We start from the raw sequence: 16,895 nt of genomic DNA on the forward strand, positions 1-16,895 counted from the left end.
AGAGCGCGGTGATCACTCTTCTTCGAACATCTCGCTCTGGTCGTCGTTTTCGATCTCTTCGCGCCCCTCGCCCAACGGCATCGCACCGGGGGGCGGACGGTTTTCCAACAGCCCAGCGGCGCGCAATTCCTTGAGGCCCGGCAAGTCGCGGGCGTTTTCCAACCCGAAATGATCCAGAAACTGCGGCGTCACCACGAAGGTAACCGGGCGGCCCGGTGTCATGCGCCTGCGGCCCAGCCGGATCCACTCCATTTCAAGCAGTTGATCAATCGTCCCGCGTGAGACGGAAACGCCCCGGATCTCTTCGATCTCGGCCCGGGTACAGGGTTGATGATAGGCGACAATCGCCAGCGTTTCGATCGCAGCACGGCTCAGCTTACGGGTCTCAACCGTTTCCTTTTGCATCAGAAAGCCCAGATCGGGTGCGGTGCGGATCGCCCAGGCATCCCCCACTTGCACCACGCGCACCCCGCGCCCATCGTAACGTTTTTGCAGCATTTCAACCGCTTGCGCGGCATTGCTGCCATGGGGCATCCGCGCTTCAAGATCGGCCAGAGTGACCGGCTCGGCACTGGCGAACAGCACCGCCTCGACCATACGTTCCTGTTCAGCCATGGGAGGGGCTTCGAACAGGGTGCCGGTCTCTTCGGGGGCGTCAGTCACGTGTCTGTCCTCTTGCGCAATTGGATCGGAGCAAACGTATCGCTTTGCTTCATCTCCATATGTCCTTCTTTCACCAGCTCAAGTGAAGCGGCGAATGTGGCCGCCGTGGCCGATCTGCGGCGAACCGGATCGGCATCCCAGCCCTCGGGCAAATAGGTCTCCATATCCGTCCAGGTACCGGCAAAGCCAATCAAGGGGCGCATCCGTTCCAGGGCCTGTTCCATCGTGAACACGGCATCACGGTCCATGACAAAGGGGCGGAACTCATCGCGGGTGCGGATACGGGCATAGCCCTGCATCAGGTCCAGCAACGTGGCGGAATAGGTCACGGTGCGGATGCGGGTGACATCTTCGCCCTGCCCGCGTTTGAAGAAATCACGGCCCAGTTGGTCGCGGGCCATCAGCCGCGCGGCAGCATCGCGCATGGCTTGCAACCGTTCCAACTGAAACGCCAGATGCGCGGCCAGTTCCTCGCCCGAGGGTCCTTCGTCATTGGGATCAGGCGGCAGAAGCAAGCGCGATTTCAGAAACGCCAGCCAAGCGGCCATCACCAGGTAGTCAGCGGCCAATTCAATACGCAGCGCCCGCGCCTTTTCGACAAAAGCCAGATATTGCTGCGCCAGCGCCAGAACCGAGATTTTGCGCAGGTCGACCTTTTGGGTGCGCGACAGGGTCAGCAGCACGTCCAACGGGCCTTCAAACCCGTCCACATCAACGATCAGCGCTTCGGCGGCCAGCCGATCGGCGACCGAGACCGGGTCTTCGCTGAAAAGGTTATCGTTCATATACCTGCCCGCCCATTAGGGCAGATAGTTCCGCCTCAGCGGCGTCGATGTCAAGTTCCTGCGGCGGTTTACGCATGGCCAGCGCCCGCTCGGCCCGGCTTTGGGCCGCTTGGGTCATTTCGCCTGCGGCCTGCAACACCTCAACACGTTCGTCAAAGCTGCCATTGCAGTGCAGAACGACGTCGCAACCAGCATCCAGAGATTGCCGCGACAGATCGGCCAAAGACCCGCTGAGCGCTTTCATCGAGATATCGTCGGTCATGATCAAGCCGTCAAATCCGATCTCGTCACGGATCAGGCGGATCATGGCAGCTGAGATTGTGGCGGGTTGCGGATCGATGCGGTCATAAACCAGATGCGCGGTCATGCCCAATGGCAGGTCGTTCAGCGCGTGGAACGGTGCGAAATCCTGTGACTTGAGGTCCTCAAGATCCAAATCTACATGTGGCAGGTCATAATGACTGTCGAGCGTGGCGCGCCCGTGGCCGGGGATGTGTTTCAGAACAGGCAGCACACCGCTGTCCAGATGGCCCTGCGCCACGGCGCGGCCAATCCGGGAAATCGCTTTTGGGTCAGTGCCATAGCACCGATTCTTCAGAAATTCGTGTGTCTCATCCCGCGCCACATCGACCATGGGCGCGCAGTTGCTGTCGATGCCAAGCTCAAACAGCTCGCGCGCGATCAGGCGATAGCGCAGATACATGGCGCGTTCGGCCTGATCCCCGGCTGCCCTGGTGTGGTCCAAAGGGGGTAGCCATTCGCGCGCCAGCGGTGCGCGCAGACGTTGGACGCGGCCCCCTTCCTGATCGATCGTGATGGGACAGTTGCGCCCTACGGCCTCGCGGAAATCGTCGCACAAGGCACGCACCTGATCGGAGCTTTCGATGTTGCGCGCAAACAGAATAAACCCGAACGGGTTCATATCTCGAAACAGGGCGGTCTCTTCGGAACTCAGTCGAAGCCCTTCGGCATCGGTGATCGCGGCGCCAAAGCTCACCGGACGCTGACCGGGATACAGTCAGCCCCTTGTGCAACCAACGCGGCGCAGAACTGGCGCGAGTCGCTTAGGTCATCAAACCCCATGACGCGCAGACGATAGAACGTCCGCCCACCACTTGAGGTTTTCTGGATAACGCGTTGTTTTCCATTCATGAACTCACCAAATCGACTGTTCAGGCGATCCCATTCGGCCTGCGCCACATCGACACTTTCATAAGCCCCAACCTGCGCCAGACGCGTGCCCTTGGCCAGAGTATTTGGATCCACATCCAGACCTACGGCCGCTTTGACCGCTGCGTTAATGGCGTCTTCAGTGGCGCTGCTGGTGGTGGCTCGGCGCGAGATTACACGTGCAGGTCGCGTCTGTGGGCGCAGCGACCGGCGCACGCCCGGCAGCGCGGCCAGTTCCGGGTCTGGCAATTGGGCGGCAAGATCCGCGGGATCGATGGCAGGTTCGTCTTCAGGTGTCGCCAGCGAGGCCAGTTGAAGGCCCGGAATCTCGACCGGTTCGGTAATGGTCAGGCCTTCGGCTTCGGCGACGGCACCGTCTACTGCGGCTTGCCGAATGTCATCCGCCAACCGCGCCTTGGCCTCTTCCAGTTCTTTTTCGGTTTCTGCGGCCTGCAGTTGCCCCATCGGCGCGTCTTCGTCGCTGAGCGACACCGGTTTGGGGGCAAGGATCAAGCGATCCGCAGGGGCTGCGGCTGACCCAACGGCCGCCACAGTGTTTACGGCCAGACCCTGATGATCTGCTGGCGTTCCGCCCGGATTTTCAGGCTGTATGCGCATCGGCCCTTCGGCGGCGCGCACCACAGGAACACCGCTGACATCGCGCACGATCAGTTGATAGCCCCAAAGCACGACACCGGCGACCAGCGCCAGCGACGCGGTGGCGCCGAGGAAATTCACGATACGGCTGAACCCGCCACCTCGCGGTGCCGGATCGCGATAATCGTCTTCAGAATAACCGTAATCTTCTTCGGGATGCGCCTGGTTTTTGAAATGCGCCCGCTCGGGGACTTGATGCCCCGAGTAATCATAACTCGCCATATCCGCCTCACTGCCCTGCTGCACCCTCAAAAGGGCGCGCGGGTCATTTCTTGCCTACCTCGATCCGGCGGTTCGGGCGAAATTTGTTATCGCATCTCCTGCGCCGGGGTAACGCCAAGAATACCCAAGCCCGCCGAAATCACAACAGAAACGGCACGGGCCAAAGCAATTTTCGACTGGCTTGTGGCAACATCGCCATCTTGGATGAACCGCAGTTGGGTCTCGTCATTGCCCTTGTTCCAGAGCGCATGAAAATCCCCGGCAAGTTCATAGAGATAGAATGCCACCCGATGAGGTTCGTTGGTGCGCGCAGCGATCTCGACCAGACGCGGCCATTCGGCCAGCTTCTTGGCCACGGTCAGCTCGGATGCATGGTCGTTCCGGCTTAGATCAGCGGCAGCCAGAGTAGCATCATCCGCCGCGATCCCGGCCTCAGCCGCTTTCCGCAGCACGCTCATGACCCGGGCATGGGCATATTGCACGTAGAACACCGGGTTCTCGCGGCTCTGCTCCAGCACCTTGTCGAAATCGAAATCCAGAGGCGCGTCGTTCTTACGGGTCAGCATCACGAACCGGGTCACATCAGGGCCCACCTGATCGACCACATCGCGCAGAGTGACGAAATTCCCTGCCCGTTTCGACATCTTGAACGGCTCACCGTTTTTCCACAGCTTCACCAGCTGCGTCAGTTTGATATCCAGCGGCACCTTGCCATCCGACAGCGCCGACACCGCCGCTTTCATCCGTTTGACATAGCCGCCGTGATCTGCACCCAGAACATCGATCAGCGCGTCATAGCCCCGGTTTATCTTGTCGTAGTGATAGGCGATATCGGGGGCAAAATAGGTCCAGCTGCCATCTGACTTCTTGATCGGGCGGTCGACATCATCGCCATGCTCGGTTGACTTGAACAGTGTCTGCTCACGTGGCTCCCAATCTTCGGGCTTTTTGCCTTTCGGCGGTTCCAGAACGCCGTCATAGATCAGGCCTTTGTCAGTCAGAGATTGCAGCGCGGATTCAATCCGCCCCGTGCCATAGAGCGATTTTTCCGAGAAGAAGACGTCCATCTCGACGCCCAGCGCCTTCAGGTCAGCGCGGATCAGGTCCATCATCGCGTCGGTGGCGAAATTGCGCAGCTCTTCCAGCCAGTCGCTTTCCGGCTTGTCGATCAGGCTGTCGCCATATTTATCTTTCAGCGCCTCACCGATCGGGATCAGGTAGTCACCGGGATACAAGCCCTCGGCAATCTCGGGGCTCAGCCCGTTGGCTTCGCGGTAGCGCTCGTAAGCCGACCGCGCCAGCACATCCACCTGCGCACCACCGTCGTTGATATAATATTCCCGCGTCACCTCATGGCCGGAATAGGCCAGCAGGCTGGCCAGAGCGTCGCCGAACACAGCGCCACGCGTATGCCCCACATGCAGCGGCCCGGTTGGGTTGGCCGAGACATATTCCACATTGACCTTCTGACCATGGCCCATGGCCGAGCGTCCAAAATCGGTGCCTTTCTCCAAGACTGCCGCGAATACACCCTGCCAAACAGAGGGCGCCAACCGCAGGTTCAGGAACCCCGGTCCGGCGACTTCGGCACTGGTGATCCTATCATCCGCGGCCAGCTTACCGGCCAGTGCTTCGGCGATGTCGCGCGGCTTCATCTTGGCAGGCTTGGCCAGCACCATCGCCGCATTGGTCGCCATGTCCCCATGCGCAGCGTCGCGCGGCGGCTCAACGGCCACGTTGTCAAAGCTCAACCCCTCGGGCAGCGCGCCCTTGGACTGCATCTGCGCCAGCGCATCCAACACCAGACTGCGGATCTCGGAAAACAGGTTCATTTCGAATGTCCTTTTGCTTGTCGGGCGGTTTACCACGCAAAGCGCCAAGGTCAATGGACGCCTATCGTTGGTTTAGCGCTGGCGCGCCGTCACCTCGGCCCTGCCCCAGACAATCGCCCCCCATGCGCTGCGCCATCGTCGCCGTGCAAGCAGCCGACGCCCCAATCTGGAACCGAGGCTGTGGCCCCGCGATGGTTGCGAACCCACAGACGCAAATATGACCAATGAGCAGCCCAGCCAGCGGGTCCGGGTCATCGTCTATATCGCGATTGAATGATCCCCGGTCAGTCGGGCGTGATCCTGCAGGGCAAACCTGTCGGTCATGCCCGCGATATAGTCGGATACGATCCGGGCGAGTGCAGTTTCATCCACAGCGGCCTCGATATCGCCATGCCAGTGACCGGGCATCTGTTTGGGGTCGTTCAGATAGATCGGGAACAGCTCTTCGACCACTTTGCTGACCTTGGCCCGCACCTCCATCACGCTGGGTGCGCGGTACATGCGGGAAAACAGAAAAGCGCGGATTTGTTTGAGCTGCGCCCATAGCCCATCCGAGAACTGGATGACGGGATAGCCCAGATGCCGGATCTCTTCGACCGATCGCCCACCCGAAGCGGCGATCAACGCGCCAGACGTATCGATCACATCCGAGACCATGACCCCAAAAACCCGCCGCAAAGCCTCATGTCGGCGTCGGTAGGCATCGAGCTGCGGGTATTTGGCATCCACCTCGGCAAAACAACGGTCGATGATTGGAAGCTGTTGGATGTCCTCATCGCTGAACAGACCAGCGCGCAACCCGTCAAACAGATCGTGGTTGTTATAGGCGATGTCATCCGACAACGCCGCCACCTGCGCTTCGGCGCTGGCATGGGTGTGCAGTTCCAGATCAAACTCCTGAGTGCACGCGGCCAAGGCCCAGGGCAATTCGCCCACCACAGGGCCGTTATGCTTGGCGATGCCCTCCAGACACTCCCATGTCAGGTTGCAGCCGTCAAAATCGGCATAGTGACGCTCAAGCTTGGTCACGATCCGGATGGCCTGCGCGTTGTGATCGAACCCGCCATAAGGCTGCATCAGGGCGTGCAACGCGTCTTCGCCGGTGTGGCCAAACGGCGTGTGGCCCAAATCATGCGCCAGTGCCACGGCCTCGGTCAGTTCGGGGTTCAGCCCCAGCGCACCTGCTATGGTCCGTGCCACCTGCGCCACTTCAATCGAATGGGTCAGGCGGGTGCGATAACTGTCACCCTCATGTTCAACAAAGACCTGCGTTTTGTGTTTCAGCCGCCGAAAGGCGCTGGCATGGATAATCCGATCACGATCACGCTGAAAGCATGACCGGAAACTGCTTTCTTCCTCCGGTACAAGCCGCCCCCTTGCGCGACCTGGATCCGAGGCAAAACCCGCTATTTTCAAAGGTCTTGTCCTTGTCGCCTGTCTGTGGGTTTCATATATTGTACCTCAACCGGGAAATAAACCTTTGGAGTTCGGCATGAATCTGCCCCCAACCGTCACAGAACGCGCCTTTGATCGCCTGGCCGAGATCGGCGCCGCAGATCAGGGACAAGCCTTGCGCGTCGCAGTGGAAGGCGGCGGATGTTCCGGGTTTCAATACGAAATTGCTTTGGACGAGCCCAAAGAAGATGACCTGGTCCTGGAGGGCAAAGGCCAAAAGGTGATCGTCGATGCAATCTCGCTGCCGTTTCTGGAAAACGCGGTGATCGATTTCACCCAGGAACTGATCGGCGCGCGCTTTGTGATCGACAACCCCAATGCCACCTCGTCCTGCGGCTGCGGCACGTCGTTCTCGATGTAATTTCGCACGCACCAAGTCACGCACCAAGTACAGACCGAGGCTTGGGCAGCGACGCCGAATGAGATCATTTCTTGGAACAGACCCATCTGAGAGAGTGGCCTTTCTCAGCCATATGCGAACAGATTGATCGGTCCTCGCTACCCGAGCGACCAGAATACGCCAAAGGCCTTTAGACCTCAGGGGTCGTTTCCCGTTCCCGGTGCCTTGACCCGGCGTGCGCAGCCATAACGACTGTCCGGCAGTCTCGACAATCGACCAAACACGATGAAACACCCTGCTATCCGACGATTTTTGGCTTTGTGGAAAGCGTTTTCTTGATCTGCGCACCGTATCTCAGCATGATCCAAAGATGTCGGTCGATATCTACAAGTGGCTAAACGATCTCGAACTGGGTCAATACGCAGATGTTTTTGCGGAAAACGACATTGATGCGCGTGTTTTGCCCTTATTGTCCGGCGAAGACCTGAAAGAGCTTGGAGTCAGCCTCGGTCACCGCAAAATCATACTCGCAGCAATCCAGAGCCTGCAGGATCATCAAAGCGCGGCGCCTTCTATCAAAACCGCCGATGAACCTGCGCGTGAAATGCCACCGACCTCAGCTGCGGCTACTGCGAATGACAGCAATCCTTTGTCCCGAACACACGCCGCGCATAGTACCGCCGAGAGACGTCATGTAACCGTCGTGTTCGCTGATCTTGTGGGCTCGACCGAACTTACCAACCGGTTTGATCCAGAGGACATGCGGGACTTGCTGCAGAGCTACCAGGATGCCGTAGCAGGAGCGGTAAGCCGGTATGGGGGCTATGTCGCAAAGTATCTGGGTGACGGTCTGCTGGTGTTTTTTGGCTGGCCCAGGGCCTACGAAGATCACGCCATTCGAGCGATTAAAGCAGGCCTGGATGCTGTCCGACGTGTCAGCGTGCTTAAAGCGCCAGATGGAGAATGCTTATCGGTCCGACTTGGCATCGCAAGCGGCGATGTGGTGGTCGGGGATACCGTGGGTGAAAACACCTATGAAGAAGGAGCGATGACCGGCCCGGTCGTCAATCTTGCGGCGCGAATTCAGGAACATGCCGAACCAAATTCGGTCGTGGTTTCTGTTGAAGAAACCGAAACGGCGTTGCATCGGATATTCGAGTTCGACTCGCTTGGGCAAGTCGAACTCAAAGGCTTTGCCGAGCCGCATACTTTGTTGAAAGCTGTATCGGAACGCAGTGCGGAAAGCCGGTTTCGAGCTGTGCATCGAGAAGATGTCGACAGCGTAATGATCGGCCGGGACTACGAAAAAGGGATCCTGCTGCAATCATGGCAACGTGCTCAGAGCGGCCATGGAGAGGTCGTCCTTCTTGCCGGAGAAGCCGGGATCGGCAAATCGCGGCTAACTGAGGAATTCCTTGCCTCCGACGCCGTCGTCGAACACGCTGATGTCATCAGGTTGAACTGTTCCCCCTATCTCAGCAGCAGCCCTTTTCATCCGGTTACCCAGCGAATTTCACAAGATGCCGGTGTTGAGCCGGACTTTGATGATGACCGGATCCTGCGGCATGTCCGAAAAGTACTGGAAAGCCGATCGGGGCTGGATTGGGAACAAGTTCTGCCGGTCTTTGCGGCACTGGTCGCCCCCCGCAGCGCGCTCGCGCGTACCGTTCTCGAGATGTCACCGCAGGAACAGCGCGACAAAACGATTCAAACCTTGATCCACACAGTACAGGTCAGGTCGAACGTTCAACCCGTTATTCTTTGTGTCGAAGACGCGCATTGGATGGATCCGTCCACACACGCCTTGCTGGAGCGGTTTAAGTCAATTTGCACCGATCTTCCGCTCATGATCCTGATCACACATAGGCCCGGCTGGGACTTGGCGTGTGATGAAGGGGATACGCATGTTCAGACTCTTGTCCTGCGCAGGTTCGGAACCGCGCATGTCGCGAACCTGGTTGAAAGCATCACAGGCCAAAGCCCGGACGACGCTCTGATATCAACAATCATCGAAAAGACAGATGGTGTGCCTTTGTTCGTCGAAGAACTGACACGGGCAATTGTTGAGGCGGGTGAGCAAGGGCAAGTCCACATACCCTCTTCTTTGAAAGGCGCGTTGATGGCGCGGCTTGATGCTGTGTCGAATGAGGCCAAACAGATCGCACTTACAGGCTCTGTCGTTGGTCGCGAGTTTGAGCCAGGTATTCTGGCAGCGGCGATGAACCTTGACGCCGCCCATGTTAACAAATGCCTCGAAGAACTTGCGCGCACAGGTCTGATCTTTGAAAGCGGGAACAATCGCGGGCATTTTGTTTTCCGCCATGCGCTGATCCGCGATACGGCCTATCAGTCCATGCTGAGTGCGACACGCAGAAAACAACACTCAATGGTCGCACGTGCCCTCATGCAGTTGAGGCCCGCAGAGATCGAACGCCGACCGGAACTGGTTGCCCGCCACCTTTCTGAAGCTGAAGAATGGAAAGAGGCATTCGAAAAATGGAAGATTGCGACAGAAATGGCATTGGCACGATCTGCCAGCCAAGAGGCAATGACACACGCCCGCGAAACCCTCCGAGCCGCCCAAGAGCTTGGGTCTGAGGCCAAGGCAGAAAGGGTCGTGGGCCAAATTCTTGTTGGTCGCAGCCATGACAGCCTGGGCGATTTGCCGGAAGGCATCGCGATTTTGCAAGAGGCGTCGACAGCGGCCCGGGCGATCGGAAATGTCGAACTTGCTGCGGACGCGGCCAACCATTTTGCTGACTCGAGCATGATGTCGAGCAAGCGGCATGGCGACGCGATCGAGCTTTGCAGAAATGCGCTGAAAGACCTGCCCCAGGATGACGAAACCCGCCGCTGCCGATTGATGAGCCAACTCGCACGCGCGTATATGTTTGTCGGCAATTTGGCCGAAGGCGCAGAATTCGGACAGAAGTCGATGGAACTGGCGGCAAAACTGGGCGACCACAAATCGCAGTTCTCGGTGATGATGATGCATTTTGGGGCCCCGTTCATCGCGCGCAAAGGAAGAGATGCGCACCGCTGGCGAGAACACCTGGATGCGATGCACGAAGTGGCCGAGCATCTTGGCAGCATCGATCAGGGGCGAGACCGAACTCTCAGTCTGTTCGTCGGGGCTGAAATGGCTGATCGCGAATTGATGGACCATTCGCTGGATCTGCTTACCGAGATTTCCGAGAAGGACAATCATCTGCAACTCTATTGGGTGCAGAAGCACGCACGCGCCATGGTTGCAATCATGGATGGTGATTTTGACCAAGCCGAAACACACGCGACCGAAGCGGTAAAGATTGGTCGCAAGACCCATGGCGAGCATGTCGAAGGCGTGTTCGGGGTTCAGATGTTTACCATCCGGCGCGAGCAAAACCGTCTTCACGAGGTGGCGCCGGTCATCAAAAAACTGATGTCAGAAAGTCCTGAAGATATCTCGTGGAAGCCCGGCTTTGGGCTGATCGCAGCCGAACTTGGGTATAAAGAACCTGCCGAGCGCATTTTGAACGAAATGGCTGAAAACAATTTCGATTTACCGCCCGACGCCATGTATTCGACCACATTGTCCTATTTGGCCGACATTTGTGTCGCTGTTGAACATCAGGATCATGCCAAGACCCTTCTCGAATTACTGGCACCTTACGAAGAGCTAACGATCACCGCGGGGGCAACAACTGTTTGTTCCGGCGCGGCAGCGCGGCGGTTGGGTAATCTGTGCACCGTTCTAAAAGATTGGGACACCGCAGAGCAGTTGTTGTGCAAGGCCATCGAAATTGACACGCGCATGAAGTGCCCGCCCTGGATAGCGCACAGCAAAGCAGCGTATGCCAAGGCGTTGAGACGCCGGGGCCGCCCAAACGATGTTGAACAGGCTTTTCAACTGGAAGGGGAAGCGTTGGAAATTTCGCAAAAATTGAGTATGGTTTCCCTCAGGTCAAAGCTCGAAGGAGTAGCGAGTTAACATACGAAAAACAATCTGGGGGACCGTATGCCAAGGTATATAATCGAAAGAAACTTTGCCGAACAATTGAACATCACCGATGATGCCAAGATCCACATCAAAGAGATTAATGACGAGGTTGGAGTTGAGTGGATTTTCTCGTTTCTGAGCGCTGACAAACGTAAGACATACTGTTTGTATGAGGCCCCAGATGAAGAAAGCCTGAGAAAGGCGGCCGAGCGTCTGAATATCCCAGCCGATGTAATAACGCCAGTGGATCGGATTGATCCCGCGATTTTTGCCTGACCTTGGGTTTCGTCCAAGTTCCAAGACCCCTTTTCGTTCGATTCATCTGAACGGAAAACAATCATAAGAGGCAGACCTGCAAGAAGCCCTACCTAACAATAGGGAGGCCAAAACATGTTTGACCTAATTACACTCGACGGAAACAAGACACGTGTGAGTCAAGAGGCTTTGGACGCGCTTGATTCATCCCTTCGTGGCGGTGTGTATCAACGAGGTTCGGCAGAATACGAAGACGCTCGAACAACGTGGAACAGCATGTTCGAACGCTACCCAGGCTTTGTCGTCCGCGCCTTGGGCGCAAGCGACGTACAGAAAGCCGTGAATTTTGTACGCGATGCTGGCCTCGTAATGTCGGTTCGTTCGGGTGGGCATCAGATAGCAGGACACGCAGTTGCAGACGATGCGGTGATGCTTGACCTGTCGCAGATGCGCTCGGTCCATGTTGATCCGGTGAACAAGACAGCGCGGGTGGCACCCGGAGCGCTGCTCGGCGATGTTGATCGCGAAACGCAAGCGCATGGGCTTGTTGTCCCAACCGGGATCAATTCGACAACGGGTATTGCCGGTTTGACGCTGGGTGGCGGGTTTGGATGGACCACACGTAAATTTGGCATGACAATCGACAACCTGATCTCTGCAGAAGTCGTAACTGCCGACGGTACAATTGTCACCGCATCAGCCACGAGCCACCCGGATCTGTTCTGGGCCATTCGGGGTGGTGGTGGAAACTTCGGAGTTGTCACCTCTTTCGAGTTTCAGTTGCACGAGCTTGGACCCGACGTCTTGTCAGGCCTGATTGTGCATCCGATTGAAAAAGCCCCGGAACTGCTTGCGGAATATGCTGTAATTGCAGACACATCGCCTGATGAGCTCACCGTGTGGAGCGTGATGCGCAAAGCGCCCCCTCTGCCTTTCCTGCCCGAGGAATGGCATGGGCGGGAAGTCCTGATCTTCGCCGCCTGCTATAGCGGACCAATGGAAGACGGCGAAAAAGCCATGGCTTCACTGCGCGCATTGGGAGATCCGATCGCCGATGTTATTTCTCCACATAAATTCGTCGATTGGCAGGGTGCTTTTGACCCTCTTCTGACACCAGGGGCTCGCAATTATTGGAAAAGCCATGACTTCGACGCCCTGCCGTCGGACGCCATCTCGGAGCTTCTGAAAGCCATTTCCAACCTGCCTGATCCCGCCTGCGAGGTCTTCATAGCGCATGTCGGCGGAGCAATGGCGCGCGTTGATACGGGTTCAACAGCCTACCCCCAAAGATCGGCGCACTTTATCATGAATGTTCACACGCGCTGGGAAGATCCCGGAAAAGATGCCGAATGTATCGACTGGGCGCGCGATCTTTATGATAATATGCAACCGCATTCCAGCGGCAGCGCCTATGTAAACTTCATGCCCGAAGATGAAGCGGACCCAACAACCGGCGCTTACGGCGACAATGTTGACAGGCTATCCAAGATCAAAGGCAGCTACGACCCCGCCAACCTCTTTCGTGTTAACCACAACATCTTGCCTACCTAGCTGGTTACAAACGAAGGCGCTGCAACAGGTCTGAGACGCGCGCCTTCGACCATCATCAGAGATGCGCAGACATCTCGCCAGCACCGGGTAAAGCAGGCGCACTGGTCGTTTGTCATACGCTTTGAAGCTGCGATGCCGTTTGTCATGTCAATCTGACAAACGGTATCGGTCACACAGACCTCACCACATTTGGTCCCCGGTCAATTTGGCAAATATCAAGCTCGGATGCTGCCCCATACTTGCCGTTGGTCCCTTTCTACGCGATAGGTTGCCTCAGCTCATCGGAGGACCGCAGATGAAAATCGCCACGTTCAATATCAACGGCATCAAGGCGCGGATTGAAGCACTGCCCAGATGGCTGGATGACGCGCAACCCGATGTGGTGCTGCTGCAAGAGATCAAATCGGTCGACGAAAACTTCCCGCGCGAGATCTTTGAAGAGCGGGGATACAACGTCGAAACCCATGGCCAGAAGAGCTTCAACGGCGTGGCGATCCTGTCGAAGCTTCCTCTGGAAGACGTCACACGCGGCCTGCCCGGTGATGACAGTGACGAACAGGCACGTTGGATCGAGGCGACGGTGATCGGCAAACAGGCGCTGCGGATTTGCGGTTTGTACCTGCCCAATGGCAACCCGGCGCCGGGTCCGAAATATGATTACAAGCTTGCGTGGATGGAACGGCTCTATGCGCGGGCGCAAGCGCTGATCGGCTCAGAAGAGCCGGCCTTGATGGCTGGCGACTATAACATCATCCCGCAAGCGGAAGACGCCAAGCGCCCTGAGGCCTGGCGCGAGGACGCGTTGTTCCGGCCGGAAAGCCGGGCAGCGTTTCGCAAAATTCTGAACCTTGGGTTCACCGAAGCGTTTCGGGCCGTTACGCGCGGGCCTGAGCACTATTCCTTTTGGGACTATCAGGCGGGTGCCTGGAACCGAAATGACGGTATCAGGATCGATCATTTCCTGCTGACCCCTCAAGCCGCTGATCTGATGCGTGACTGCAAGATCGATGCAGAAATTCGCGGCCACGAAAAGCCATCAGATCACGTACCGGTTTGGGTTGATCTGGATCTGTAACGGCTCAGACCGTCGGATCGTAGTCATAAATCCAGTCATAGCGCCGCCCGAGTTGAGGGCCCAAAACCATCAATCCCGCTTGCGCGACAAATCGGGCCGGGCCGCGCAGATGGAAATTGCGCGCGTTCGCGCCTGCCGCCGCAACGACTTTTGTCGCGCGCGGTTTTCGGGTGGTTTCATACACAGACAGCGCCCGCGCGATATCGGGCTGGTTTTGAAAGGCACGCGCCAAACACCAAGCGTCCTCAAGTGCCAGACAGGCGCCTTGGGCCATGAAGGGCAATGTCGGATGTGCCGCATCGCCCAGCAGAGCAAGCCGCCCGTTTTGCCATTGCTGCGCCACAGGGCGCAGGAACAACGCCCATAGGTTCGCCTGCTCGACCCGATCCAGGATTTCACCGACCGTGCCACCAAAATCGGCAAAGCGGGCGCGCAGGTCTTTTGGATCGCCCTCCTGCCGCCAGCCCTCGGCGCGCCAATCCGAGCGTTCTTCGACTGCGACGATATTCATCAGGTTCTGATCTCGCAGGGGATAGGTGACCACATGTCGACCTGGCCCCATCGTCAGCACCGCGCGCGGGGTGTCGTCTCGACCTTTCCAGGGGATGGTGGCGCGCCAGGCGGTCTGCCGGGTAAATCGGGGCTCTTCAGGACCATTCAGTATGGGTCGGATGCGGCTGCGGCCCCCGTCGGCAGCGATGATGCAGTCGGCCTCTAGCTGTGTTCCGTTTTCAAGCTGTACACGCGCCCCGTCCGGGGTTGTCAGAACCGTTTCGACACAGGCATCCAGACGAATATCGACCCCTGCCTGAACGGCACCCGCGTGCAACAGATCCAACAAATCAGTGCGGTGGTAATAGTAGGTGGGCCCAGCCTTGGGGCTTGGGATCCGACTGACCAAACGCCCGTGACGATAGTCGCGCAGCTCGGTGCCAAAGGATCTCTGGCCGGCTTCGGGCGTCTCGGATGCGACACCCAAAGCGCGCAGAACTGCCATTCCATTGGCAGAAATCTGAAGGCCCGCGCCAACCTCGGTCAAGGCAGGGGCCTGTTCAAGCACGGTTATATCCCCGCCTTGCTGGCGCAGAGCCAAAGCGGCGGCCAGACCACCGATCCCGCCCCCGATGACACAGAATTTCAAACCGTTGACACCCATGCCCCCGCTTTAACGCAAAAACGCCGGAGCAACAGGCCCCGGCGTTTGATTTTCTTGTTCAAAAATGCGGCGATCAATCGTCGCGATGAACCTTTTCGCGACGCTCGTGACGCTCTTGCGCTTCCAGCGTCATGGTGGCGATCGGACGCGCATCCAGACGTTTCAGCGAGATCGGATCGCCGGTCATTTCGCAATAGCCATACTCACCCTCGTCGATACGGCGCAGAGCCGACTCGATCTTGGCCACCAGCTTGCGCTGACGGTCCCGTGTGCGCAGCTCCAGCGCGCGATCAGTTTCTTCACTGGCGCGGTCTGCAACGTCGGGAATGTTACGGGTATTGTCCTGCAAACCCTCGATTGTATCGCGGCTGCCTGCAAGAAGTTCGGTTTTCCAATCCGTCAGCTTGCGACGAAAATATTCAAGCTGTCGGTCGTTCATGAACGGCTCATCTTCAGCCGGGCGGTAATCTTCCGGCAGGAAAACTTCCTGTTTCATTTTTGCTCCCTCGGTACGGGCTGAACCGTCGGTCGCGGTCGTGTCACCAGACATTCGGCACTCCCCTTCTGCGGTGCGTTTAACTGACGGCGCGAGGATTGTCACTATGCAAACGTTGCCTGTAAGCGTCGCCATGCGGCCTTGTCTAACTATGAGACATGCAACAAAAAAGCTTGTTTTCTGTGGAAATTAACGGGCTTTTTCAAGGCGCGGCCCACAACCTTTTCTGGTTGCATCGTTTCGAATCATGCCGCGCAGACCTCAAACAGCTTCACATCCGCGTGAAGCTGCAACGCAGCGACCCGTCTTGCATTGCAGAACGCCCGACGGTAACCCAGAGCGGTCTGACCCGATCAGGGCTGACTGAACGTTGTCAACGAGGATCACATGACCGCACGTTTCCAGGGCACAGCCGAATATGTCGCCACCGACGATCTGACCATTGCCGTGAACGCTGCGGTCACGCTCGAGCGCCCTCTGCTGGTCAAGGGGGAACCTGGAACCGGCAAGACCGAGCTGGCCAAGCAGGTGGCCGGAGCCTTGGGTCTGACCATGATCGAATGGAACATCAAATCGACCACCCGCGCGCAGCAGGGCCTTTATGAATATGACGCGGTCAGTCGACTGCGCGACAGCCAATTGGGCGAGGAACGCGTGCACGATGTCGCGAACTATATTCGCAAAGGCAAGTTGTGGCAGGCGTTTGAGGCGGACGAGAAGGTCGTGTTGCTGATTGATGAGATCGACAAGGCCGATATCGAGTTTCCCAATGACCTGCTGCAAGAGCTCGATAAGATGGAGTTCCATGTCTATGAGACAGGTCAGACGATCAAGGCCAAGCACCGCCCGATCGTGATCATCACCTCGAACAACGAAAAAGAACTGCCCGACGCCTTTCTGCGCCGCTGTTTCTTTCACTATATCCGCTTTCCGGATGAGGCCACGATGCGCCGCATTGTCGAGGTACATCACCCCGGCATCAAAGACGCGCTGCTGACCACGGCTCTGACCCAATTCTATGAGATCCGCGAGACACAAGGGCTAAAGAAAAAGCCCTCAACCTCGGAAGTGCTGGATTGGCTCAAGCTTTTGCTGGCAGAAGATCTGACACCCGAAGATCTCAAGCGCGACGGGGCCAATGCGCTGCCCAAGCTGCATGGCGCCTTGCTCAAGAACGAACAGGACGTCCATCTGTTTGAACGGCTTGCCTTTATGGCGCGCTCGCAGCGCTGAATACCGCCGCATTGTTGACGATCCGG

Annotated in this window: 14 protein-coding genes; 6 read left to right on the plus strand and 8 right to left on the minus strand. The window is 57.7% G+C overall.

Annotated elements, in window-relative coordinates; all coding sequences use genetic code 11:
* Positions 1–12: 12 nt before the first annotated feature.
* The 6 genes from scpB to GOW40_RS09585 all read right to left on the minus strand — a co-directional run bounded on the left by scpB (position 13) and on the right by GOW40_RS09585 (position 6,745).
* Positions 13–663: an SMC-Scp complex subunit ScpB gene (scpB, locus tag GOW40_RS09560; RefSeq protein WP_171129957.1), complete on the minus strand. Its 651-nt coding sequence runs from the start codon at positions 661–663 to the stop codon at positions 13–15.
* Positions 660–1,448 (minus strand): ScpA family protein, encoded by a 789-nt coding sequence (locus GOW40_RS09565; protein ID WP_171129959.1) that lies wholly within the window; start codon positions 1,446–1,448, stop codon positions 660–662. Before GOW40_RS09565 ends, scpB begins: the two co-directional genes overlap by 4 nt.
* Positions 1,438–2,445 carry a beta-N-acetylhexosaminidase gene (gene nagZ / locus GOW40_RS09570; RefSeq protein WP_171129961.1) on the minus strand — a complete coding sequence of 336 codons (1,008 nt, stop codon included), beginning with the start codon at positions 2,443–2,445 and terminating at the stop codon, positions 1,438–1,440. The genes GOW40_RS09565 and nagZ overlap by 11 nt, the downstream gene beginning before the upstream one ends.
* A complete protein-coding gene (locus tag GOW40_RS09575; protein ID WP_171129963.1) occupies positions 2,442–3,497 on the minus strand; it encodes an SPOR domain-containing protein in 1,056 nt (351 codons plus the stop codon). Before GOW40_RS09575 ends, nagZ begins: the two co-directional genes overlap by 4 nt.
* Positions 3,498–3,583: 86 nt before the next feature.
* Positions 3,584–5,329: an arginine--tRNA ligase gene (argS, locus tag GOW40_RS09580; protein ID WP_171230946.1), complete on the minus strand. Its 1,746-nt coding sequence runs from the start codon at positions 5,327–5,329 to the stop codon at positions 3,584–3,586.
* A gap of 258 nt (positions 5,330–5,587) precedes the next feature.
* Complete coding sequence (locus GOW40_RS09585) at positions 5,588–6,745, minus strand: deoxyguanosinetriphosphate triphosphohydrolase (RefSeq protein WP_171129967.1); 1,158 nt, start codon at positions 6,743–6,745, stop codon at positions 5,588–5,590.
* Between the two features lie 76 nt (positions 6,746–6,821).
* Between GOW40_RS09585 and GOW40_RS09590 the strand changes: the two genes are divergently transcribed.
* From GOW40_RS09590 to xth, 5 genes are all read left to right on the plus strand, one after another.
* Complete coding sequence (locus tag GOW40_RS09590) at positions 6,822–7,145, plus strand: iron-sulfur cluster assembly accessory protein (protein ID WP_170714874.1); 324 nt, start codon at positions 6,822–6,824, stop codon at positions 7,143–7,145.
* A gap of 349 nt (positions 7,146–7,494) precedes the next feature.
* Complete coding sequence (locus GOW40_RS09595) at positions 7,495–11,094, plus strand: adenylate/guanylate cyclase domain-containing protein (protein ID WP_171129969.1); 3,600 nt, start codon at positions 7,495–7,497, stop codon at positions 11,092–11,094.
* 27 nt (positions 11,095–11,121) lie between these two features.
* The gene (locus GOW40_RS09600) at positions 11,122–11,379 is read left to right on the plus strand and encodes a DUF4242 domain-containing protein (protein ID WP_171099626.1); all 258 of its coding nucleotides are present in this window, start codon (positions 11,122–11,124) and stop codon (positions 11,377–11,379) included.
* Between the two features lie 114 nt (positions 11,380–11,493).
* The gene (locus GOW40_RS09605) at positions 11,494–12,909 is read left to right on the plus strand and encodes an FAD-binding oxidoreductase (protein ID WP_171136430.1); all 1,416 of its coding nucleotides are present in this window, start codon (positions 11,494–11,496) and stop codon (positions 12,907–12,909) included.
* A gap of 295 nt (positions 12,910–13,204) precedes the next feature.
* The gene (gene xth, locus GOW40_RS09610; protein WP_171129973.1) at positions 13,205–13,984 is read left to right on the plus strand and encodes an exodeoxyribonuclease III; all 780 of its coding nucleotides are present in this window, start codon (positions 13,205–13,207) and stop codon (positions 13,982–13,984) included.
* Positions 13,985–13,988: 4 nt separating this feature from the next.
* On the opposite strand, the gene GOW40_RS09615 is transcribed toward xth, so the two are convergent.
* Together GOW40_RS09615 and dksA are read right to left on the minus strand one after the other, a co-directional pair.
* Positions 13,989–15,140 carry an FAD-dependent monooxygenase gene (locus tag GOW40_RS09615; RefSeq protein ID WP_171129974.1) on the minus strand — a complete coding sequence of 384 codons (1,152 nt, stop codon included), beginning with the start codon at positions 15,138–15,140 and terminating at the stop codon, positions 13,989–13,991.
* 73 nt (positions 15,141–15,213) lie between these two features.
* On the minus strand, positions 15,214–15,636 hold the full coding sequence (gene dksA, locus GOW40_RS09620; RefSeq protein ID WP_171099633.1) for an RNA polymerase-binding protein DksA: 423 nt from the start codon (positions 15,634–15,636) through the stop codon (positions 15,214–15,216).
* Positions 15,637–16,023: 387 nt separating this feature from the next.
* On the opposite strand from dksA, the gene GOW40_RS09625 reads away from it, so the two are divergent.
* Positions 16,024–16,869 carry a MoxR family ATPase gene (locus tag GOW40_RS09625; protein ID WP_171129976.1) on the plus strand — a complete coding sequence of 282 codons (846 nt, stop codon included), beginning with the start codon at positions 16,024–16,026 and terminating at the stop codon, positions 16,867–16,869.
* Positions 16,870–16,895 lie beyond the last annotated feature (26 nt).

This window comes from Ruegeria sp. HKCCA6707, assembly GCF_013033515.1.
Classification (GTDB): Bacteria; Pseudomonadota; Alphaproteobacteria; order Rhodobacterales; family Rhodobacteraceae; genus Ruegeria.